This is a genomic window from Clostridium sp. SGI.024 (genome assembly GCF_050315195.1).
Classification (GTDB): Bacteria; Bacillota; Clostridia; order Clostridiales; family Clostridiaceae; genus Clostridium.
In genome coordinates this window covers 1-21231 of the sequence record NZ_JBNPON010000009.1, presented here as the reverse complement: position 1 = coordinate 21231, position 21231 = coordinate 1, and the positions used below count along the sequence as shown (strand labels likewise).

The following is a 21231-nucleotide window of genomic DNA, read 5'->3' as shown; positions in this document are numbered from 1 at the left end:
AGTAATATGGTGTAGTCTATTTTTAGAAATACCATTTTTTATTATGTTAAGAAAGAAAAAAGTAAACTAAGAGGTGTTTTAAATGGGATATAAACTTAAAGTAGAGGAATTTAACAATGCTTTAAAAGAGCTTTCAAAAAAATATAAAATATATGCACCAAAGGTTTTTGAAGGACAAGGAAAATTTTCAGATACTGATATTATAAGATATGGTGAAGTATCAAAGATAGAAGAAGTTGAGTTTAATCAAAAATCTAATTTTTCATATAAGGAAGTATTACTTCCAATTACTCAAACATTATTTTTCTTTACTGAAGATGAAGCTAAAGAACCTAATGTAGATGAAAAATCTATATTAATCTTTTTAAGAAGTTGTGATATGAATTCTTTAAGAAGAATTGATGATATTTATTTAAGAAATGGCTTTGAAGATCCTTATTATAAAAAGCTTAGAGAAAAAGCTAAGTTTGTATTAATAGGATGTGAAAAGAGTTTTGATAATTGCTTCTGTGTAAGTATGGGAACTAATAAAACTGATGAGTATAATGTTTATGTTAAAAAAGTTGATAATGAAGTATATTTAGATATTAAAGACGAAGAGTTTGAACAATTATTTACTAAATTAAATAATGAATCTGCAGAAGTTAGTCCAGATTTTGTTAAAGACAATGATGTTAAAGTAAATATCCCAGATAATATAGATTTAAATATTATAAAGTCTAAAGTTTGGGATGAGTATTCAGAAAGATGTATAGCTTGTGGAAGATGTAATTTTGTATGTCCTACATGTACATGTTTCACTATGCAAGATATATTTTATAAGGATAATGGAAAAGTTGGAGAAAGAAGAAGAGTTTGGGCATCTTGTCAAGTAGATGGATATACAGATATGGCTGGAGGTCATAGCTTTAGAAAAGAAAAAGGACAAAGAATGAGATTTAAGGTACTTCATAAGGTTTATGATTATAAAAAGAGATGGGGATATCATATGTGTGTAGGATGTGGAAGATGTGATGATGCATGTCCTGAATATATTTCATTCTCAAATTGTGTGAATAAATTAGAAAAAGCTATGGATGAGGTGAAGTAATATGACTAAAAATGAATACATACCATTTATTTCAAAAATATTAGAAGTTATTAAGCATACAGAAATTGAATATACTTTTAGAATGGAATTTAAAGGTGATGTTAAGCCAGGTCAATTCTTTGAAGTATCTCTACCAAAGTATGGGGAAGCACCTATATCAGTAAGTGGAATTGGTGAAAATTATGTTGACTTAACAATAAGAAAAGTTGGTAAGGTAACAGATGAAATATTTAATAATTACGTTGGTGATAAGCTATTCTTAAGAGGACCATATGGAAATGGCTTTGATATAAATAATTATAAGGATAAAGAAGTAATAGTAGTAGCAGGTGGTACAGGACTTTCACCAGTTAAAGGAATAGTAGATTATTTCTCAAGCAACATGAATGATTGTAAAAACTTTACTTTAATTTCTGGATTTAAGTCTCCTAAGGATATTCTTTTTAAAGATGATATAAAGGAATGGGAAAAGAATATAAACCTTATATTAACAGTTGATGGAGCAGAAGAAGGATATGAAGGAAAAGTTGGACTTGTTACTAAGTACGTTCCAGAACTTGAAATTAAAGATATGGAAAATGTACAAGTAGTTGTTGTAGGACCACCTATGATGATGAAATTTACAGTTTTAGAATTCTTAAAGCTTGGAATTAAAGAAGAAAATATATGGATATCACAAGAAAGAAAAATGTGTTGTGGAATAGGTAAATGTGGTCACTGTAAAATAGATGATACTTATATATGTTTAGATGGACCTGTATTTAACTATACAAAAGGAAAAGAATTAATAGATTAGGAGGAGACACTATGGATATCAATACTAAAAAGCTGAAAAAAAATGCCTTTAGAGTTACTAAAAGAAGAGGAATAACAGCTTCAAGAATAAGAGTACCAGGTGGATTCTTAAAGGCAGAATACTTAGGATTAATTCAAGAAATTGCAGATAAGTATGGTGATGGTACAGTTCACTTAACTACAAGACAAGGATTTGAAATTCCAGGTATAGATATGGAAGACATTGCAGAAGTTAACATTCTCCTTCAACCTATAATAGAAGGATTAGAAATAAATCAAGAAGTTCCAGGTAAGGGATATACAGCAGCAGGAACAAGAAACGTATCTGCTTGTATAGGAAACAAAGTATGTCCATTTGCCAATTATAATACTACGAATTTTGCTAAAAAAATTGAAAAAGCAATCTTCCCTAACGATTTACATTTTAAAATAGCATTAACAGGTTGCTCTAATGATTGTATAAAAGCAAGAATGCATGATTTTGGTATTATAGGAATGACAGAACCTCAATTTGATAAGGATAAATGTGTTTCTTGTGGAGCTTGCGTTAGAGCTTGTAAGAAAAAGTCAACAGAAGCACTGCACCCAGAAAACTATAGACCAGTTAGAGATCATAGTAAATGTATAGGCTGTGGAGAATGTGTAATTAATTGTCCAACTGGAGCATGGACTAGAAGTAAGGAAAAATATTATAGACTAGCTATAATGGGAAGAACAGGAAAGAAAAATCCTAGATTAGCAGAAGATTTTATAGTATGGGTTGATGAAGAAAGTATAATTAAAATAATTTTAAATACTTATAAATATGTTGAAGAATATATAGATAAAAATGCACCAGGTGGAAAAGAACATATTGGATATATAGTAGATAGAACTGGCTTTATGGAATATAAGAAATGGGCTCTTGAGGGAGTTAAGCTTTCAGATAAAGCTGTAGTTAAAAATAATATTTACTGGAGCGGTATAAGATATTAATATAAGTAAATACCTATTAGTAAGATTATAATTATCTATTAGACAAACAGTATGCTAAATATGTAAAATAATTATATGAAGTTTTAAGACCGCTATAATTAAGTAGCGGTCTTATGTTAATTTAGAGTGATAAAAAATTATCAATAACAGAAAAATGAAAAAAATAATTAATAGTAGTATAATAAGGGGAATATAATAAAAAGACGTAAGTATATTAATTTAGGAGTAAAATTATGATTCAGCTTTTAGGAATTAAGAAAAATACTGGAGTAGAAATAAGAGAAAAGCTAACTTTATCTCCAAAAAAGAAAAGAGAATATACAAAGAAATTACTTCAGTACTTTGATGAAGTAGTTATTTTAAGTACATGTAATAGAACAGAAATTTATTATAATGGATCATTAAAAGGTGAAGAAAGTGTAAAAAGAATATTTGAAGTATTAGAGTGGGATATTGAGCTTAAAGAAAACTGCTTTTATTTAGAAGAAATTGATGCTGTAAAACATCTAATGGAAGTAGTTTGTGGATTCCATTCTAAAATATTAGGAGAGGATCAAATCTTAGGGCAAATAAAAGAAGCATATTCTTTATCAATGGAAGTTTTCTCTATAAACCATGAATTGCAAAGACTTTTCCAAGAAGCAATTACTTGTGGGAAAAAGTTTAGGACAGATGGGAAATTATATGAAATTCCAGTTTCTTCTGCATCTATTTCAGTAAGTGAAGCAATAAAAAAGAATGCTAGAAAAATAATGGTTATCGGATATGGTGAAGTTGGAAGTCTTGTTGTAAAATATGCACTTTCAAATGATATAGAAGCTTTAAATCTTGTAGTTAGGAATATAGATAAGATTGAAGGGGTAGAAGATAAAAGAGTTAAAATTATGACATATGAAGAGGCTAGAAAAATAATAAATAATATGGATTGTGTTATTTCTTGTACATCTGCTCCACATTTAATTATAGAAAAGAAACATATAAATGAAGTAGGTAAAGAAATTATTATATTTGATTTAGCCATGCCTAGAGATATAGATGAAAGAATTAAAGAATTCAGTAGAGTAAAACTTTATGATATAGATGAAATAAGTTCTATAGATGATGAAAATAAAAACTTAAGAAAAGAACGAATGTTAGAGTTTAAGTATATAATCAAAGAACATATAGATAATTATCTTAAATGGAAGGATTTAAGGGAAGTATCTGATATAATTAAAAGTATGAAAAAGAATAGTTTAAAGATTGTTGAAGAAAGACAAAATACATTGCAAAATAAATGCCATAATAAAAAAGATAGAGAGATTGCACAAATCCTTATAAAAAGTACTTCTGATTATTATGTAAATAGAGCTATAGAAGTTTTAAAGGAAGAGCAATTAAAGGGGCAAGGAAAAGAATGTTTAAAGATATTAGAAAAGATATTTTTAAAGAAAATATAGATTACACTTATCTTTCATTAGTTTCTAAAAAAACTAATGTAGGAGTTATAGGTGGAGGTAAGGTTGGGTATATTAAAGCTAAAAATTTTTTGGCTAAAAATTGTAATGTTGAAGTATTATCTTTAGATTTTATTAAAGAATTTAAGGAACTAGAAAACATTAAGCTTATAAAAAATAGCTATTATAAGGATTTTATAAATAACAAGCATATAGTTATAATAGCAACTAATAATAAAGAGTTAAATGAAAAAATTAAAAAAGATTGTGATAAAGCTTATAAGATATATATATATGTAGAAGATTATTTAGAGAGTATGGCAATAGCACCTGTACAAAGAAGTTTAAATAATATAAGCTTTGCTGTAAATACTAATTATGGTAATCCAAAGGGCTCACTAATACTTGCAGAAAAAGTTATTGAAGTTTTAAAGGAATATGATGAATTTATTGGATTTTCTTCATTAGTTAGAAAATCAGCTAAAGCTATAACTGAAAATAAAAGTGATATAATTAATTTTGTATGTAGTGAAGATTTTAAATATATTTATGAAAAGAAAAAAGATAAATTAGTTTTAGAAATGTTTTTTAAAAAAGAAGTTATAAATAAAATATATAGGAATTTATAGGAGATATTTATGGAGATAATAATCGCAACTAGAAAAAGCAATTTAGCTCAAGTTCAAGCTGATAGAGTTATACAACTTATTAAAGAAAAAAATAATATAGATTCTAAAAAATTATTAGTTGTAACTGAAGGAGATAAAAGGTTAGATGTAACCTTAGATAAAATAGGTGGTAAAGGTTTATTTGTTAAAGAAATAGAGTATGCTTTATTAAATAAAGAAGCTCATGCTGCAGTTCACAGTATGAAGGATGTACCTTTTCAGCTACCAAGTGGATTTGAACTTGTTGCAATTCCTGAAAGAGAAGATATAAGAGATGTATTTGTATCTAGAAATAATATTCATTTTGAAGAATTAAAAGAAGGAGCTGTTATAGGAACTAGTAGTATTAGAAGAGCTGCAATGCTTAAAAATTTAAGAAAAGATTTAAATATAGTTCCTATAAGAGGAAATGTTCAAACTAGACTTCAAAAAATGGAAAGTGAAAATATGGATGGAATTATTTTAGCAGCAGCTGGATTAAAAAGATTAAATATGGAAAGCTATATTACAGATTATTTTGATCCTAAAATATTTTTACCTGCCATAGGTCAAGGGGCTTTAGGTATAGAAGCTTTACACAATGGAGAATATAATTCCTGTTTGAAAAAATTAGATAATAAAGAAGTACGAATAGCAGTGGAAGCTGAAAGAGGCTTTATGAAGGAATTAAATGGTGGATGTCATAGCGTAATAGGTGTTTATTCTGAAATTAAAGACAATGATTTATATATGATAGGTACCTTTGATATAGGAAACGGGAAAATAGTAAAGAAAGATATATTAGGAAATAAAGATAAGCATATTGAAATTGGTATTAAGTTAGCAAAGGAAATAATGAAAGGATAATAAAATGAGTAAGGTTTATATTATTGGCACAGGACCAGGAGATGAAGAGTTATTAACTTTAAAAGCGGTAGAATCTTTAAAAAAATGCACAGCAGTTTTATATGATAGATTAGTTTCAAATAATATATTAAATTACTTAAATGAAGATTGTGAAATATATTATTGTGGAAAAGAACCAGGATCTCATTATAAAACTCAAGAGGAGATTAATAATTCTTTAGTTGAATTAGCTAAGAAAGGTCATATAGTTGGTAGGATAAAAGGTGGAGATCCTTATGTTTTTGGAAGAGGTGGAGAAGAGGTATTAGCTTTAATAAATGATAATATTGAATTTGAAGTTATTCCAGGTGTAACATCTCCTATATCTGTTTTAAATTACGCAGGTATTCCAATTACACAAAGAGGAATGGCTCAAAGTTTTCATATAGTTACAGGTATGACTGCTGGAGTACAAAATATAAATTGGGAAGCTCTTGCAAAGGAAAAAGGAACCTTAGTCTTTATGATGGGCCTTAATAACCTTAATGAAATAATCAAAAACTTAATTGATAATGGTAAAGATGAAGATACAAATATTGCTGTTATAATGAGAGGAACTTCTTCAAAACAAAAGAAAGTAGTAGGAACATTAAGGAATATTCAAGAAAAAGTTAAAGAAGCTAAATTAAAATCCCCATGTATTATAGCTATTGGAGAAGTTATTACTTTAAATGATAAACTTAATTGGTATGAGAAAAAGCCATTATTTGGTTTAAATGTTTGTGTAACACGATCAAGGGAACAATCATCTAATTTAAAAAAGAAATTGAGAGAATTAGGAGCTGAAGTTACAGAGATTAATTCAATAAAAATAGAATCTACTAAAGAGAATTTAGATGAAATAAAAGATAAACTTTCATATTATGACCATATTATATTAACTTCAGTTAATGGTGTTAATATGTTCTTTGATTACTTAATAGAAAACAAAATAGATATAAGAATATTAAAAGCTAAATTTTCAGTAGTTGGTAAGGCTACAAGAAAAGCTCTTGAAAAAAGAGGAGTTCAAGCCTTTATTATGGGAAGAGAGTTTATTGGAGAAGGCTTATTTAAAGCCTTAAAACCACATTTAATAGAAGGGGAAAAAGTATTACTTCCTTGTTCTTCAGAAAGTAGAAGTTATTTAAAAGATGAAATAGAAAAATTAGGGCTAGTAGTGGATAGAATTCATGCATATAACACAGTTTGTGGAAAAGTAAAAAATGAAAAAGCCTTTGAAGAGGTTGATTATATTCTATATACTAGTCCAAGTACAGTAAATAATATGATAAATTTATTTGGAATTGAAAAGATTAAAGAAAAGTACAGTATAGCTATAGGGCCACAAACCTTTAAAGCATTAAAAGAAAATGATATTAATGGCTATACTTGCAGAAAACATTCTGAAGATGGTTTCTTAGAGGAAATAGTAGAGATATATAAAGCAAATAAAGAAAGTAAAGGTGAATAAAATGATAAATAGGGGAAGAAGATTAAGAGCAACAGCAGCTATTAGAGATTTAGTAAGAGAAAATATATTAACTTCAAATGATTTTATATTCCCAATATTTGTTATTGAAGGTGATAATAAAAAAGAAGAAATATCATCTATGAAAGGAAATTATCATTGGTCAATTGATAGACTTCCAGAAATAATTAATGAAGTTGAAAAAAATAATATTAAAGGGATAATTCTGTTCGGAATTCCAGATCATAAGGATGATTGTGGTTCAGAAAGTTATAATGATAATGGAATTGTACAAAAAGCCATAAGAAAAGTAAGAGAAATTTCTAAAGATTTATATATAATTGCTGATGTTTGTATGTGTCAATATACTAGTCATGGACATTGTGGAATATTAAATGGAAATGAAGTAGATAATGATAAAACTCTTGAAGTATTAGGAAAGATATCTTTATCTTATGCAAGGGCAGGTGCAAATATGGTAGCACCTTCTGACATGATGGATGGAAGAATAGGATATATAAGAGAAGCTTTAGATAAACATAATTATGAAAATGTAGCTATAATGAGTTATGCTGCTAAGTATTCTTCTGCTTTTTATGGACCTTTTAGAGAAGCAGCTCATTCTGCTCCTCAATTTGGTGATAGAAAAACTTATCAAATGGATCCAGCAAATTCTGAAGAAGCCATAAAAGAAATAGAGTGGGATATTAAAGAAGGTGCAGATATAATTATGGTTAAGCCTGCAATGTCTTATTTAGATATTATTAGAAGGGCGAAGGAAAAAGTAAATGTACCTATTTGTGCATATAACGTTAGTGGAGAATTTGCAATGGTTAAGGCAGCTGCAGAAGCAGGATTAATAAATGAAAAATCAGTTGCCTTAGAGATGTTACTTTCTATGAAAAGAGCTGGAGCTGATATGATAATAACATACTTTGCTTTAGATGCTGTAAGATGGTTAAAGGAGAATTAAGCTATGAGAAATGATGTAATATTCCATGAATCTAAGAAATATATGCCTGGCGGAGTTAATTCTCCAGTTAGATCTTATAAAAATACTGGAATGACACCACCAATTATAAAAAGTGGTAAGGGAGCAATAATAGTAGATGAAGAAGGTAAAGAATATATAGATTTTGTATTGGCATGGGGTCCTATGATATTAGGTCATTGTGATAAAGATGTAATAAAAGCAATTAAAGAAACATCTGAAAGTGCAATAGCTTTTGGAGCACCAACAGAATTAGAGCTTATTATGTCTAAATTTTTATGTAAAAACTTAGAGAATATTGATATGGTAAGAATGGTTAATTCAGGAACAGAAGCAACAATGAGCGCTATAAAGCTTGCAAGAGGTTATACTAAAAAGAATAAAATAATAAAATTTGCTGGATGTTATCATGGGCATTTTGATGGATTTTTAGTAGAGGCAGGCTCAGGAGTGCTTACTAATGGGATACCAGGCTCTTTAGGAGTACCAGAAGATAGTATAAAAAACACTTTAATTGGAGTTTACAATGATAATGAAAGTATAAAAAGTTTATTTGATAATTATGGGGATGACATAGCAGGAGTAATTATAGAGCCAGTAGCAGGTAATATGGGAGTAATTAAAGCAGAAGAGGAATTTATGAATCTTTTAAGGGAGCTATGTGATAAATATGGTGCTTTATTAATTTTTGATGAAGTAATGAGTGGCTTTAGAGTTTCCTTTGAAGGTGCACAAAAATTATTTAGTGTTAAGCCAGATTTAGTTACATATGCTAAGATAATTGGTGGAGGTCTTCCATGTGGTGCCTATGGTGGTAAAAAAGAAATAATGGAAGGTTTATCACCCTTAGGAGAAGTCTATCAAGCTGGAACTATGTCAGGAAATCCAATAGTTATGGCTGCTGGAATAGCAACCTTAAATAAAATAAAAAAGAATAAAGAAGAATACTATGAAAAGATTAATTACTTAGGCAAGTTATTAGAAGATGGAATAATAGAAATAGCAAAGGAAAAGAAAATCCCCCTTACTATTAATAGAGAAGGTGGAATGCTTACTATTTTCTTTACAAATTTAAAAGAAATAAAAAAATATGATGATGTTAAGACTTGTAATGAAGAAATATTTAAAAAGTATTTTAAACATATGATAAAAAATGGAATTAATATACCACCTTCACAATATGAAGCACTATTCTTAAGTGTTGTTCATACCGAAGAGCATATTAATAAATTCTTAGAAGCCTTCAGAAGTTTTAACATATAAAAGAGAGGTTTTATGGCAAAAGCAATTATAATTGTTTCTTTTGGAACAACTAATTTAGATGGCTTAAAAGTAATGGAAGACTTTGAAGATGAAATAAGGGAATATTTTAATGGAAGGTATAAGGTATGTAAAGCCTTTACTTCTAGAAGTATAGCAAATATTTTATTTAATAAACATGGGAAAATAGTACCTAGATTAGAAGAGGTACTATTTAATTTAAGTAATGACGGATACAGAGAAGTATATATCCAGCCTTTACATATAATTGAAGGTAGGGAGTATTTATCTATTTTAAATACTATAAAAGAATACAGTTACTCCTTTTTAAAACTAACTTTAGGAAATGTTATTATGGGGAATAATGAAAATGAAATTATAGAAGGATGTAATTTAATAGTTGATTCAATGGAAAAAGAATTAGATAAAAATCAAAATCTAGTTTTAGTAGGACATGGTTCTAAAACTATAAATACAGAAAGCTATAATTACTTAAGAAATATTTTTATGGAAAGAGGATTTAAAAATGTTTTCTTAGGAACTTTGGAAGGTGAAAAGAAAAAAGATGAAATATTAAAAGAACTTATAAAAAATGAAATTACTGATATTTCATTATTGCCTATACTTATGCTTCCAGGAAATCATATTGTAAGAGATATTTTTGGAGATAAGAATTCTTGGCAAAGCATATTTCTAGAAAATAATATTTCAGTAAATCCTATAAAGAAATCTCTTTTAGAGTATACTATTATAAGAGAGTTTTATCTTTGTTTAATAAGTAGTAATATTAGATAAAATAAACTTTTAATTGCAAAACTTTATTTTTCGTAATAAAATGTTTTAGGTAAAAAATAAGTAACCTATGAAAATATAAGGATGATGTAGTGGGGTGTATCATGTACAGTAAAGAAATTAGCAGCTTAGCCCATTCAGCTGAGGTTAAAAGTAATTTATTAAAAAGTAGTAAAGCAAAGTACATTATAAGTGCAATGCTTGGAAGCTTATTTGTAAGCTTAGGTATTATGCTTATTTATTCAATTGGTGGAATAATGCATCATAATGAAGTAAATACATATAAAATTCTTATGGGAGCATCTTTTGGAGTAGCACTTAGTTTAGTTTTAATGGCAGGAGGAGATTTATTTACTAGTAATGCCATGATTATGACTATGGGTGCTTTAGAAAAAACTGTAACTTGGATAGATGCAATTAAGATTTGGTTTGCAAGTTGGATTGGTAATATACTAGGAGGTATACTTGGAGCAGTCTTATTTATTAGTGCAGGTCTAACAAGTGGAAAAAGTGAATATATAGGAGAGTTTATTGTTAGTAACGCTTTGGCTAAGATAAATACTCCAGCAGAACAATTAATAATAAAGGGAATATTATGTAATATATTAGTTTGCTTGGCAGTGTGGATGTGTTATAAATTAAAAGAAGAGACAGCTAAAATCTTAATGATATTTTGGTGTTTATTTACTTTTATAACAGCAGGCTTTGAACATAGTGTCGCAAATATGAGCTTTTTAGCTATGGGATATTTAATAGATCCTTCAACAATAACCTTAGGAGGATATGCATACAATATTATTTTAGTTTCCATTGGTAACTTTATTGGTGGAGTGTTATTCTTAGCTTTACCATATTATTTTATTACAAGTGGACATAAAGAAGAATAGAAAGAATAAATTATAAATTAAAAAACTCAATATAAACTTGTTATTGCAAGTTTATATTGAGTTTTTACATTAATTCTACATTTTACATTGTGCAAAAGCACCATCCTATACTTCAAATACCCAGCCTTCTGGTCCTTCAATATCACCAAATTGAATTCCACAAAGAATTCTATAAAGCTCTTTTGTTATAGGGCCTACTTCTTTTTCGCTATAGAAAACATGAAGTTTATCTTTATATTCTATTCCGCCAATTGGAGTTATTACAGCAGCTGTACCACAAGCCCCAGCTTCTTTAAACTCATCAAGATTATCAACATAAACATCTCTTTCATAAACAGGCATTTTTAAATAATCTCTAGCTATATCCATTAGAGAGTATTTAGTTATACTTGGTAAAATTGATGGTGATTTTGGTGTAACAAATTCATTGTTTTTAGTTATACCAAAGAAATTAGCAGCACCAACTTCTTCTATTTTAGTATGAGTTGCAGGATCTAAATAAATACAATCTGCAAAACCTCTTTCAGCAGCTAATAGATGAGGATGTAATGAAGCAGCATAGTTTCCACCAACTTTTTGTCCACCTGTACCTTGTGGAGCTGCTCTATCATAATCAGCAATCATAAAGTTACATGGTGATAAACCTTCTTTAAAATATGGACCAACTGGAACAGCAAATACTGAAAATATGTATTCAGGTGCAGGCTTAACTCCAATATTATCTCCAACTCCTATCATAAATGGTCTTAAATAAAGTGTTGCTCCAGTACCATATGGTGGAACATAATGCTCATTAGCTTTTACAACTTGCATACAAGCATCTATAAATTTTTCTACGGGTATTTCTGGCATAAGAAGTTTTCTTGTGCTTTCATTCATTCTATTAGCGTTTCTATCAACTCTAAATAATTGAATTTTACCATCTTTTCTTCTATAAGCTTTTAACCCTTCAAAACATTGTTGACCATAATGTAAAGCAGTAGATGCTTCACTTATTTTTAACATATTGTCTTCTGTAAGTTTACCTTCGTCCCATTTTCCATCTTTCCAAACTGATATATATCTATAGTCAGTTTTAATATAACTAAAACCAAGGTTATTCCAATCGATATTAACACTTTTATTCATAAATTTTACCTCCAGTTTGTGATTTTATATATTATTTTACCACTTGTTAACAAAATAATAAACTTTTTAATAAAAAAATATAAAATTTATTTTATATTGAAGTTTTTAATGAAAAAATATATATTGTAGTTAGGTAAAATATTATGTTAATGAAATTTAATATAATTAAAAATTTTTTAGATAGAAAGGGAGTGTATTAAATATGAAAAAAGAAATTATTTCAACAAGCAATGCTCCATCAGCAATTGGACCTTATTCACAAGGAATCAAAATAGGAGATATGATATTTACATCAGGACAAATACCAGTTAATCCATCTACAGGAGAAGTTGTTACAGAAATTAAAGAAGCTACAAAGCAATCCTTAGAAAATGTTAAGGCCATTTTAGAAGCAGCTGGTAGTAGCTTAGAAAAAGTAGTAAAGGTAGTAGTATTTATTAAAGATATGAATGATTTTGCTCAAGTTAATGAGGTTTACGGAGAATATTTTATAGAAAATCCACCAGCAAGAAGTTGTGTAGAAGTTGCTAGACTACCAAAAGACTGTGTAATTGAAATAGAAGCAATAGCTACTTTATAGGTAATAGTGAATAGTGAATAGTGAATAGTGAATAGGGAATATGTAATAGGGAAGAGGGAATAGTTAAGAGTTAATTGTTGGAAGGTTGTTAATAAAAGTTAATTTTTATTAAGCCCATTTTTAATTTATTAATGGTTTTGCCAAGCAAAACAACCAAATCTCTTACTTATTACCTATTCACTCTTACTTAATAGAAACTCTTACTTCTTACCTTTTAACTATTACTTATTTTTAGTTTCAGTTAAGTTTTTCCAATATCTTTTCGGCATCATTCTTTTTTGAAGTTTTGGATTAGTTCTTTCTTTTATAGCAGTAGATTTAAAGTAATTTTTCCAAAGGTCTTCAAATTCATCATTGTAATTTTTTAGAGAATTATAAATCTCTTCATTCATCTCTATTATTTCCCAGGAAACTTTATTGTAAATAGAGGCTATATTTCTTTTAGTATCATGTATAATCCAATATTCATTAGAAAATCTTCTTTCAAAGTGAGGAGAAATAAGCTCCAGTATATTATTATCAGGTTCAATAGATGAATATAAAAATTTATTGTTAATTAAAGAAAATCTAACAAAGCCAGTAAATCTATGAGATTCTAGTGTTACTTTTCTTTCAATTAAATTAACTTCACGAACAACATCTAAATATAGGTGTTTATGAATATCGCTTCCAAGATTAAAAGCAGTTTTTAAATACTTGTAACATATCATACCTTTATTTATATTATTTGATAAGTAAAGGGTATATATTTTCTTTAAAGCAAGAGGATCAATTTTTATTACAATAGCATCTTTAACTTTTTCATACTTTTCCATATCAGTTTCTAAATATTTTACTGTAGTTAGCATATCAACATTAGTATAATTATCCGTATCTATTGAAGTTACTTGATTTTTTGAATAAAAAGCATAATAAATTGCAGTTAAAAAACCTTGAAAAGAATCTTCATATATTAATTTCAACATTTTCTCACCACCTTATATTTCACCAGTTATAGAAGTATTTTTATCCTTAGGTAGAACTATAGGCTTACTATCAGGAAGAAAAATATTATTTTTAGATTTACTGTAGATATTATCAAAGAAAGACATTTGCTCTGAATTATCATCATCAATCTTTGGCTTATCCATATAAAGTAATCTTGTTCTTATGTTTTCATCATTAAAGGATACATCTCCGTAATACTTACCTCTACATGTAATAAAATACTTGGCTCTTTTTAAGACTACACCGATTTTTTTTAAGTCCTCAAAGGAAAGAGAGTGAACTCTTCTAGCAATGAGTATTTTTCTTGCTGAGCGAAGTCCTATACCAGGAATTCTAAGTAGTTCATCATAGGATACCTTATTTACTTCCATAGGGAAATTATTAATATTATTTAAAGCCCATGAAGTCTTAGGATCAAAATTTAAATCAAAATTTTCATTTTCATCTTTTAGCAATTCCTTTGCTTTAAAACCATAAAATCTTAATAACCAATCTGCTTGATAAAGTCTATGTTCTCTAACTAGGGGTGGATGTATTATGTCAGGTAAAGCCTTTTCATTTTTAACAACAGGAACATAGGCAGAGTAATAAACTCTTTTTAAATCAAATTTATTATATAAGTTTTCTGATAAATTTAATATTTTATAATCGCTTTCTGGGGTAGCACCTACAATAAGTTGTGTACTTTGACCACCAGGAACAAATAATGGAGTAGATCTTATATTTCTTTTTAAATCTTTATTTTCAATTATAGAATTTTTAATAATACCCATTGGAGCTAAAATGTTTTCTTTAGTTTTTTGTGGTGCAAGGAGCTTTAAGCTTGAAGCTGAAGGAAGCTCTATATTTACACTCATTCTATCTACATACTTTCCAGCTTCTTTTATTAAGGTTTCATCTGCACCAGGTATAGCTTTTAAATGAATATATCCATTAAAATTTTCATCTATACGAAGTTTTTTAACTACAGAAAGTAAAAGTTCCATAGTGTAATTAGGATTTTTAAAAATTGCAGAACTTAAGAAAAGTCCTTCAATATAATTTCTTTTATAAAAATTAATAGTTAATTCTACAACTTCTTCAGGAGTAAAGGCAGCTCTTGGAACATCTTTAGACGAAGCATTAATACAATATTTACAGTTATAAATACAGTAATTAGTCAATAAGATTTTTAAAAGAGAAATACATCTCCCATCTGCAGCAAAGCTATGACATATACCACTACTTTCAGCATTTCCTAAGCCATTATTAGTATTTTTTCTGTTAGATCCTGAAGAAGAGCAGGAAACATCATATTTAGCAGCTGCTGAAAGGATATTAAGTTTTTCTTTTATATTCATAAAACCACCTACCTAAAGTACTTTATTTAATTATATCGAACAAATGTTCTCAAATCAATATAAATATGTAATATTGAATTAAGTATAATAAAGGTGTATATTAATATTTCTATAATTATTTTTACATTTTGCTTGAAATATGTATAATGTATTTTATAATAATTATTGCTAAAGAATTATTGGAATGAAAGGAAGATTAATATGAAAAAATCTATTAAGATTACTGCTTTAGTTTGTAGCTTAATATTAGTTTGTGGTCTTTTTGCAGGATGTAAGAAAAGTGATAAGAAAACTATAAATGTATTAAACTACGGTGAAAACATAGCAGATGGAATAATAAAAGAATTTGAAGAAAAGTATAATGTAAAAGTTAACTATAAAACCTTTGATGATATGGAAACAATGTACATAGAAGTTGCTTCAGGTAAGACAAAATGGGATGCTGTTTTAGTAGCTGATTATATGGCTGATAGAATGATACAAGAAGGGTTACTTCAAAAAATAGATAAGGATAAAATTCCTAATTTAGAACAAATGAATGAAAGTGACATGGGGCAGCCTTTTGATCCAAATAACGAATATACTGTACCATATATGAATGGAACTATAGGAATTATATATAATAAGGATTTAGTAGATGAGCCAGTTAACAGTTGGGATATAATGTGGAATGAAAAATATAAAAAACAAATTTTCGTTTTAGATGCTCAAAGAGATGCTATTGGAATGGCATTAAAAAAGCTAGGATATTCATTAAATTCAACTGATGAAAAAGAGTTAGAAGAAGCAAAAGAATTATTAATCAAACAAAAACCATTAGTTTTAAAATATGGTGCTGATGAAGTTAAAGATTTAATGACTTCAGGAGAAGCAGCTATTGCTATGATATGGTCAGGTGAAGGATTAACTCTAGCTGATGAATATGAAAATTTAGAATATGTAATTCCTAAAGAAGGAGCTAACTATTGGTTAGATTCTTGGGCAATACCTGCAAATGCTAATGATAAGGCAACAGCTGAAGAATTTATTAATTTTGTAAGTGATAAAGATAATGCTTATAAAATTGCTGAAGAAATAGGATACACCACTCCTAATAAATTAGCTATGGAAGAGCAACCAGAAGAAGTAAGAAATAATAAGGGGGCATATATGCCTAAAGATGTAATGGATAGATGTGAAATTTATCAATATTTACCACAAGATAAGCTTAAACTATATGAAGAAGTTTGGAATACAGTAAAAACAGCTGATTAATTAATTTTTAATAAAAAATTTAATTAATATTAAGTAAAGTTAATGGAATATTAAAGCTAATAATAGTATAATATTAATAACATCTATTAAGAATATAGGAGCTGATTAATACTATGGATAGAATTATAGATTTTAATGAGATAAAGAATAGAGTAAATGATAAAGATGTAGATAAATTTGAATCATATATTTATAACTTGTATTATGATATGTCTTCTGGAAAGTTAAATATGTCAGACTTTACAAAAAAAATGATGGAATATATGGAAGAAAACAACATATCTCAAGATAAGTTCCTAAAGATGCAAACTAAGCTTATGGAAAGGTATGGATTTGATGCCTCAGGTTTAGAAGAACAACTTAAGACATTAGGATTAAATAATGTTATTCCAGGTGCAGAAGATGTTGAAAAAATAAGAAAGAATATGAGCTTTCAAGAAAAATATAAGGATAGGTTAAGAGTTTCAACAGTCAATAATTATTATATTTCTAATGAAAAAAATAACTTAAAAATCTTAACAGAAAACGAAGAAGTTATATTAACAAGTGAAGGTAAAATAGACTTAACTGATATCGAGTTAAATGAATTTTTATGTTCTTATAAGAAGGTAGTAAATGATAAAAACTTAGTTATTACTATCTGTGAAAATGTTAAAGAATATGAATACTAAAATTGCTAAAAAATATATTTATTTTCTTAGATTATAGTTTATAATAAATAAGGTATGAAATTAATCATGCCTTATTTTTATGATTAAATAGAACAAATTTAGAAAAAAATTATTAAATAGATACAAATGTAGGAGGATATAAATGAGTGTATTAACAGTTAAAGATATGAGCCATGGCTTTGGAGATAGAGCTATTTTTGAAGATGTGTCCTTTAGATTATTAAAGGGAGAACATGTTGGTTTAATTGGAGCAAATGGTGAAGGTAAATCAACTTTTATGAATATAGTTACAGATAAACTTATGCCAGATGAAGGTAAAGTTATTTGGTCAAATAACGTTAGAGTTGGATATATGGATCAACATGCAGCTTTAGAAAAAGGACAAAGCATTAGAGATGCATTAAGAGATGCCTTTAAATATCTTTTTGATTTAGAAACAGAAATGAATTCTCTTTATGAAAAAATGGGAGATTGTACACCAGAAGAATTAGAAAAAATGTTAGATAGAACTGCAGTTATTCAAGATTTATTAGATCATAATGGATTTTATATTATAGATGCAAAGGTAGAAGAAGTTGCTAAAGGACTTGGACTGTTAGATTTAGGTTTAGAAAGAGATGTAGATGATTTATCAGGTGGACAAAGAACTAAGATACTTTTAGGTAAGTTATTGCTTCAAAATCCAGATATATTACTTCTAGATGAGCCTACTAACTATTTAGATGAAGAACATATTGAATGGCTTAAGAGATATCTTCAAAATTACGAAAATGCATTTATTTTAATTTCTCACGATATACCATTCTTAAATTCAGTAGTTAACTTAATTTACCATGTAGAAGAAAGAAAACTAACAAGATATGTTGGAGATTATTATGAGTTTAAGAGATTATATGATGAAAATAAAAAGAGGTTAGAAGCAGCTTATGAAAAGCAACAAAAGGAAATAGCTAGATTAGAAGACTTCGTTGCAAGAAATAAGGCAAATGTTGCAACAGCTAATATGGCTAAGTCTAGACAAAAGAAATTAGATAAGATGGAAGTTATAGAACTTTCAAAAGAAAAACCAAAGCCAGAGTTTAACTTTAAAATTGCAAGAACTTCAGGAAAGACTATATTTGAAACTAAGGATTTAGTTATAGGATATGATTCACCTCTTACAAAGCCATTAAATCTATATATGGAAAGAGGACAAAAAATAGCTTTAGTTGGAGCAAATGGACTTGGTAAATCTACATTATTAAAAAGCTTACTTGGAAAGATACAACCTTTAAGTGGAGAAGTTCATTTAGGAGATTATCAACACATTGGATACTTTGAACAAGAAGATAGAGAAAAAAATACAAATACTTGTATAGAAGAAGTGTGGCAGGAGTTTCCAAGCAAAACTCAATATGAAATAAGAGCAGCTCTTGCTAAATGTGGATTAACTAATAAGCAATTAGAATCAAAGATAATGGTATTATCAGGTGGAGAAGCGGCAAAGGTAAGACTATGTAAGATATTAAATACAGAAACAAATATATTAATCCTTGATGAGCCTACAAATCACTTAGATGTAGATGCAAAAGAAGAATTAAAGAGAGCATTAAAAGAATATAAGGGATCAATATTACTAGTATCCCACGAACCAGAATTCTACAGAGATGTAGTAACAGAAGTATGGAATTGTGAGGATTGGACTACAAAAATCGTGTAAGGATTTAGTGAATAACTAAGAAGTAAATTTAATTAATAACTAAGAAGTAAAAGTGAAGAGTTGTGGAGAAATTCAATCTGAATTTCTTTTGACTGTTGAAGGGGCTATCGCACTAAAAATTAGTGTGATAGCCCCTTAATTAATAATTAATACCTGCTTCTTTTATATTATTTATATCATTTTGAGAACATGGAGTAATTGCATAAGTCATTTTACAATTTGGACAAACAGTTACAAAAGTCTCAATTGTAACACTTTCTCCACATGTACATTTTATTGAATAAGGAGTATCTAGCTTTAAATTTGCTTTTCCTTTTTCTCTTAATCTATCAACAATTGCTTTTCCATCTTTGTTACTTGTTCCACAACCACAACTCATATTTTTTATCCTCCTAAAGTCTTAATTAATAGTATTCTTATTAGTAATTATACACAAAAATTTTTAATTAGTATGTAACAATAGTTACCAACGAATATTATTCAATTATTTTCTTTTCTAAGTTACTACGTCTACAATCTAGAGGATTTAAGTTGATGTGATGCACAATTTCAGATTCATTAGGATTCATTATAAGCTTATCTAAATGAATTCTACCTTTTGGAGTATTGGCAATAACAGTAATAACTCCATTTTTCTTATATTCAACCCAACTAAATTCATCAGTTATAATGGCATTTAAATCTTCAGAAGAAATTAATGCCTTAGAATGTTGGATGCCGTATTTATTAGTTAGAATTATAGAAATAGTGTTATCATCAACTTTTTCATATTGATTTTTTTGGTTCCTTTGGATTATTTCTAAATTATCTTTTCTGTTATCTAGCATATTTCCATTAATATGTTTAATAGGAGCTTTTGGGCTAGTATTTAAAACAACAGTTTGAAGACTTTGCTTTAAAGGCTTAGGTTCGCTTGACTTACTTATGTTTTGAATTGTATAAGCATTAAAGTCTTTATGCCATTCAGCAAACCAAGTTCCCATGGATTGTATTTTTTCAACATCATCAGCATCTATTTGAAAAACTAATTCACTTCCATCTTTCTTTAAAGCAGTGCCATAAGCAATGGGACCTTTAATTTCAAATTTATTTTTAAAAGTTTTATAATTCATTAAATATTTCCTTCTTTCATAATGATCTAAATGATTAAAAATTTTAATAGAGTTTTTTTTAATAATAAAAAACCTTACAGTAAGAGTAAGGTTTGGTTTTGGTTGCGGGAGCAGGACTTGAACCTACGACCTTTGGGTTATGAGCCCAACGAGCTACCAACTGCTCCATCCCGCGATATTAAGTTTACATGTCGGCTTAGCTAACTTGTATCCTTAGTATATGACTAGTAAACATTAATGTCAAAATCATATAACATCATATTAGGGCATAGGAGAACAAGAGGTATCTTAGAGTGTCATATCATGTTAAATGCTATAAAATAAGAAATTTAACTTAAAGCGAATATCTGTAAGTCTACTTAATAAGTGTATAATAATATTATAAATAAGTTTTTAAAGTAAAACTTATTTATAATTTTAAAATAACTTAAGGAGAATGAGAGGAGAGAAAATATGCAAAAAGGAGTTATAGTAACTGGTGGAGCACATGGAATTGGAAAACAAATATGTTTAGATTTTTTATCTGCTGGATATAACGTATGCTTTATGGATATTGATGAAAAGCTATCAAGTGAATTTGCAAATGAACATTCAAATTTATTTTATTACTGTGGTGATGTAGCAAACAAAAATAGTTTAAAGGAATTTGTTGAATTTTCAATGAAGAAGCTACAAAGAATTGATGTTCTTGTAAATAATGCTTGTAGGGGTAATAATGGTATCTTATCTAATTTAGATTATGATGGCTTCGATTATGTACTTTCAGTAGGGTTAAAAGCTCCATATGAATTAAGTCGTCTATGTAAGGATGAGCTGATAAAGAATAAAGGAAGAATTATAAATATTGCTTCATCAAGAGCTTTTCAATCAGAACCTGATAGTGAAGCTTATGCAAGTGCAAAGGGGGGCATAGTTGCTTTGACACATGCCTTAGCTATTTCCTTAGGACCACATGTGTTAGTTAATTGTATAGCACCTGGTTGGATTAATGTTAGTGATTATGAAAATTATACTGAGACTGATAAAGCTGCAATTCCAGCAGGAAAGGTTGGAAATACAAAGGATATTTCAAGTATGGTAATGTATCTTTGTAATCAAGATTTTATTACAGGAGAAACAATAACAATTGATGGTGGCATGAATAAAAGAATGATATATCATGGTGATTGGAATTGGCAATATAATAAATAATGATAACTATAAGAGTTAGCAGAGGCTAGCTCTTTTTATA

21 protein-coding genes and 1 tRNA gene are annotated in these 21231 nt (G+C 28.1%); 16 read left to right on the top strand and 6 right to left on the bottom strand.

Annotated elements, in window-relative coordinates:
- Positions 1-82 precede the first annotated feature (82 nt).
- The 11 genes from asrA to ACQRD5_RS04645 all read left to right on the top strand — a co-directional run bounded on the left by asrA (position 83) and on the right by ACQRD5_RS04645 (position 11229).
- A complete protein-coding gene (asrA, locus tag ACQRD5_RS04695) occupies positions 83-1090 on the top strand; it encodes an anaerobic sulfite reductase subunit AsrA (protein ID WP_291627354.1) in 1008 nt (335 codons plus the stop codon).
- Position 1091: 1 nt separating this feature from the next.
- Positions 1092-1886: an anaerobic sulfite reductase subunit AsrB gene (gene asrB, locus ACQRD5_RS04690; protein ID WP_291627356.1), complete on the top strand. Its 795-nt coding sequence runs from the start codon at positions 1092-1094 to the stop codon at positions 1884-1886.
- Between the two features lie 11 nt (positions 1887-1897).
- Positions 1898-2860 (top strand): sulfite reductase subunit C, encoded by a 963-nt coding sequence (gene asrC, locus ACQRD5_RS04685; RefSeq protein WP_291627357.1) that lies wholly within the window; start codon positions 1898-1900, stop codon positions 2858-2860.
- Positions 2861-3093: 233 nt separating this feature from the next.
- A complete protein-coding gene (gene hemA / locus ACQRD5_RS04680) occupies positions 3094-4299 on the top strand; it encodes a glutamyl-tRNA reductase (RefSeq protein WP_294364198.1) in 1206 nt (401 codons plus the stop codon).
- Positions 4257-4925, top strand: coding sequence for an NAD(P)-dependent oxidoreductase (locus ACQRD5_RS04675; protein WP_291630292.1), 669 nt, complete (start codon positions 4257-4259; stop codon positions 4923-4925). The genes hemA and ACQRD5_RS04675 overlap by 43 nt, the downstream gene beginning before the upstream one ends.
- A gap of 9 nt (positions 4926-4934) precedes the next feature.
- Positions 4935-5810, top strand: coding sequence for a hydroxymethylbilane synthase (hemC, locus tag ACQRD5_RS04670; RefSeq protein WP_427746539.1), 876 nt, complete (start codon positions 4935-4937; stop codon positions 5808-5810).
- Positions 5811-5814: 4 nt separating this feature from the next.
- Positions 5815-7302, top strand: coding sequence for a uroporphyrinogen-III C-methyltransferase (gene cobA / locus ACQRD5_RS04665; protein ID WP_320901166.1), 1488 nt, complete (start codon positions 5815-5817; stop codon positions 7300-7302).
- Between the two features lies 1 nt (position 7303).
- Positions 7304-8272, top strand: coding sequence for a porphobilinogen synthase (hemB, locus tag ACQRD5_RS04660; protein WP_291630298.1), 969 nt, complete (start codon positions 7304-7306; stop codon positions 8270-8272).
- A gap of 3 nt (positions 8273-8275) precedes the next feature.
- Positions 8276-9553: a glutamate-1-semialdehyde 2,1-aminomutase gene (hemL, locus tag ACQRD5_RS04655; RefSeq protein ID WP_294167591.1), complete on the top strand. Its 1278-nt coding sequence runs from the start codon at positions 8276-8278 to the stop codon at positions 9551-9553.
- Between the two features lie 12 nt (positions 9554-9565).
- Entirely contained in the window at positions 9566-10345 is a 780-nt protein-coding gene (locus ACQRD5_RS04650; RefSeq protein WP_291630301.1) for a sirohydrochlorin cobaltochelatase, read from the top strand.
- 101 nt (positions 10346-10446) lie between these two features.
- Positions 10447-11229 carry a formate/nitrite transporter family protein gene (locus ACQRD5_RS04645; protein ID WP_291630303.1) on the top strand — a complete coding sequence of 261 codons (783 nt, stop codon included), beginning with the start codon at positions 10447-10449 and terminating at the stop codon, positions 11227-11229.
- Positions 11230-11334: 105 nt separating this feature from the next.
- Here ACQRD5_RS04645 and ACQRD5_RS04640 read toward each other — a convergent pair whose 3' ends face one another.
- Positions 11335-12357 carry a branched-chain amino acid aminotransferase gene (locus ACQRD5_RS04640; RefSeq protein ID WP_291630305.1) on the bottom strand — a complete coding sequence of 341 codons (1023 nt, stop codon included), beginning with the start codon at positions 12355-12357 and terminating at the stop codon, positions 11335-11337.
- Positions 12358-12559: 202 nt separating this feature from the next.
- Here ACQRD5_RS04640 and ACQRD5_RS04635 point away from each other — a divergent pair, with 202 nt between their 5' ends.
- Positions 12560-12937, top strand: coding sequence for a RidA family protein (locus ACQRD5_RS04635; RefSeq protein ID WP_320901160.1), 378 nt, complete (start codon positions 12560-12562; stop codon positions 12935-12937).
- 221 nt (positions 12938-13158) lie between these two features.
- On the opposite strand, the gene ACQRD5_RS04630 is transcribed toward ACQRD5_RS04635, so the two are convergent.
- Together ACQRD5_RS04630 and ACQRD5_RS04625 are read right to left on the bottom strand one after the other, a co-directional pair.
- The gene (locus ACQRD5_RS04630) at positions 13159-13902 is read right to left on the bottom strand and encodes a TIGR03915 family putative DNA repair protein (RefSeq protein WP_291630309.1); all 744 of its coding nucleotides are present in this window, start codon (positions 13900-13902) and stop codon (positions 13159-13161) included.
- 12 nt (positions 13903-13914) lie between these two features.
- On the bottom strand, positions 13915-15264 hold the full coding sequence (locus ACQRD5_RS04625) for a putative DNA modification/repair radical SAM protein (RefSeq protein WP_291630311.1): 1350 nt from the start codon (positions 15262-15264) through the stop codon (positions 13915-13917).
- A 201-nt stretch (positions 15265-15465) separates the two neighbouring features.
- Between ACQRD5_RS04625 and ACQRD5_RS04620 the strand changes: the two genes are divergently transcribed.
- The 3 genes from ACQRD5_RS04620 to ACQRD5_RS04610 all read left to right on the top strand — a co-directional run bounded on the left by ACQRD5_RS04620 (position 15466) and on the right by ACQRD5_RS04610 (position 18888).
- Entirely contained in the window at positions 15466-16518 is a 1053-nt protein-coding gene (locus ACQRD5_RS04620) for an ABC transporter substrate-binding protein (protein ID WP_291630312.1), read from the top strand.
- A gap of 113 nt (positions 16519-16631) precedes the next feature.
- Entirely contained in the window at positions 16632-17189 is a 558-nt protein-coding gene (locus tag ACQRD5_RS04615) for a DUF3867 domain-containing protein (RefSeq protein WP_291630313.1), read from the top strand.
- A gap of 142 nt (positions 17190-17331) precedes the next feature.
- Positions 17332-18888 carry an ABC-F family ATP-binding cassette domain-containing protein gene (locus ACQRD5_RS04610; protein ID WP_291630315.1) on the top strand — a complete coding sequence of 519 codons (1557 nt, stop codon included), beginning with the start codon at positions 17332-17334 and terminating at the stop codon, positions 18886-18888.
- A gap of 139 nt (positions 18889-19027) precedes the next feature.
- Here ACQRD5_RS04610 and ACQRD5_RS04605 read toward each other — a convergent pair whose 3' ends face one another.
- The 3 genes from ACQRD5_RS04605 to ACQRD5_RS04595 form a co-directional block, all read right to left on the bottom strand.
- Entirely contained in the window at positions 19028-19267 is a 240-nt protein-coding gene (locus ACQRD5_RS04605) for a hypothetical protein (RefSeq protein WP_291630316.1), read from the bottom strand.
- 97 nt (positions 19268-19364) lie between these two features.
- Positions 19365-20000 (bottom strand): hypothetical protein, encoded by a 636-nt coding sequence (locus ACQRD5_RS04600; protein WP_320627669.1) that lies wholly within the window; start codon positions 19998-20000, stop codon positions 19365-19367.
- 99 nt (positions 20001-20099) lie between these two features.
- Positions 20100-20175, bottom strand: a tRNA-Met gene (locus tag ACQRD5_RS04595).
- Between the two features lie 278 nt (positions 20176-20453).
- Between ACQRD5_RS04595 and ACQRD5_RS04590 the strand changes: the two genes are divergently transcribed.
- Positions 20454-21191 (top strand): SDR family oxidoreductase, encoded by a 738-nt coding sequence (locus tag ACQRD5_RS04590; RefSeq protein WP_427746538.1) that lies wholly within the window; start codon positions 20454-20456, stop codon positions 21189-21191.
- Positions 21192-21231 lie beyond the last annotated feature (40 nt).

What these genes read in the sequence shown, in the direction of transcription:
- asrA (WP_291627354.1), top strand. Translation starts at nt 83, where the DNA reads ATGGGATATAAACTTAAAGTAGAGGAATTTAACAATGCTTTAAAAGAG.
- asrC (WP_291627357.1), top strand. Translation starts at nt 1,898, where the DNA reads ATGGATATCAATACTAAAAAGCTGAAAAAAAATGCCTTTAGAGTTACT.
- ACQRD5_RS04635 (WP_320901160.1), top strand. Translation starts at nt 12,560, where the DNA reads ATGAAAAAAGAAATTATTTCAACAAGCAATGCTCCATCAGCAATTGGA.
- hemL (WP_294167591.1), top strand. Translation starts at nt 8,276, where the DNA reads ATGAGAAATGATGTAATATTCCATGAATCTAAGAAATATATGCCTGGC.
- ACQRD5_RS04630 (WP_291630309.1), bottom strand. Translation starts at nt 13,902, where the DNA reads ATGTTGAAATTAATATATGAAGATTCTTTTCAAGGTTTTTTAACTGCA.
- ACQRD5_RS04675 (WP_291630292.1), top strand. Translation starts at nt 4,257, where the DNA reads ATGTTTAAAGATATTAGAAAAGATATTTTTAAAGAAAATATAGATTAC.
- ACQRD5_RS04610 (WP_291630315.1), top strand. Translation starts at nt 17,332, where the DNA reads ATGAGTGTATTAACAGTTAAAGATATGAGCCATGGCTTTGGAGATAGA.
- cobA (WP_320901166.1), top strand. Translation starts at nt 5,815, where the DNA reads ATGAGTAAGGTTTATATTATTGGCACAGGACCAGGAGATGAAGAGTTA.
- ACQRD5_RS04620 (WP_291630312.1), top strand. Translation starts at nt 15,466, where the DNA reads ATGAAAAAATCTATTAAGATTACTGCTTTAGTTTGTAGCTTAATATTA.
- ACQRD5_RS04590 (WP_427746538.1), top strand. Translation starts at nt 20,454, where the DNA reads ATGCAAAAAGGAGTTATAGTAACTGGTGGAGCACATGGAATTGGAAAA.
- ACQRD5_RS04625 (WP_291630311.1), bottom strand. Translation starts at nt 15,264, where the DNA reads ATGAATATAAAAGAAAAACTTAATATCCTTTCAGCAGCTGCTAAATAT.
- hemB (WP_291630298.1), top strand. Translation starts at nt 7,304, where the DNA reads ATGATAAATAGGGGAAGAAGATTAAGAGCAACAGCAGCTATTAGAGAT.
- ACQRD5_RS04600 (WP_320627669.1), bottom strand. Translation starts at nt 20,000, where the DNA reads ATGAATTATAAAACTTTTAAAAATAAATTTGAAATTAAAGGTCCCATT.
- hemA (WP_294364198.1), top strand. Translation starts at nt 3,094, where the DNA reads ATGATTCAGCTTTTAGGAATTAAGAAAAATACTGGAGTAGAAATAAGA.
- ACQRD5_RS04650 (WP_291630301.1), top strand. Translation starts at nt 9,566, where the DNA reads ATGGCAAAAGCAATTATAATTGTTTCTTTTGGAACAACTAATTTAGAT.
- ACQRD5_RS04645 (WP_291630303.1), top strand. Translation starts at nt 10,447, where the DNA reads ATGTACAGTAAAGAAATTAGCAGCTTAGCCCATTCAGCTGAGGTTAAA.
- hemC (WP_427746539.1), top strand. Translation starts at nt 4,935, where the DNA reads ATGGAGATAATAATCGCAACTAGAAAAAGCAATTTAGCTCAAGTTCAA.
- ACQRD5_RS04640 (WP_291630305.1), bottom strand. Translation starts at nt 12,357, where the DNA reads ATGAATAAAAGTGTTAATATCGATTGGAATAACCTTGGTTTTAGTTAT.
- ACQRD5_RS04605 (WP_291630316.1), bottom strand. Translation starts at nt 19,267, where the DNA reads ATGAGTTGTGGTTGTGGAACAAGTAACAAAGATGGAAAAGCAATTGTT.
- asrB (WP_291627356.1), top strand. Translation starts at nt 1,092, where the DNA reads ATGACTAAAAATGAATACATACCATTTATTTCAAAAATATTAGAAGTT.
- ACQRD5_RS04615 (WP_291630313.1), top strand. Translation starts at nt 16,632, where the DNA reads ATGGATAGAATTATAGATTTTAATGAGATAAAGAATAGAGTAAATGAT.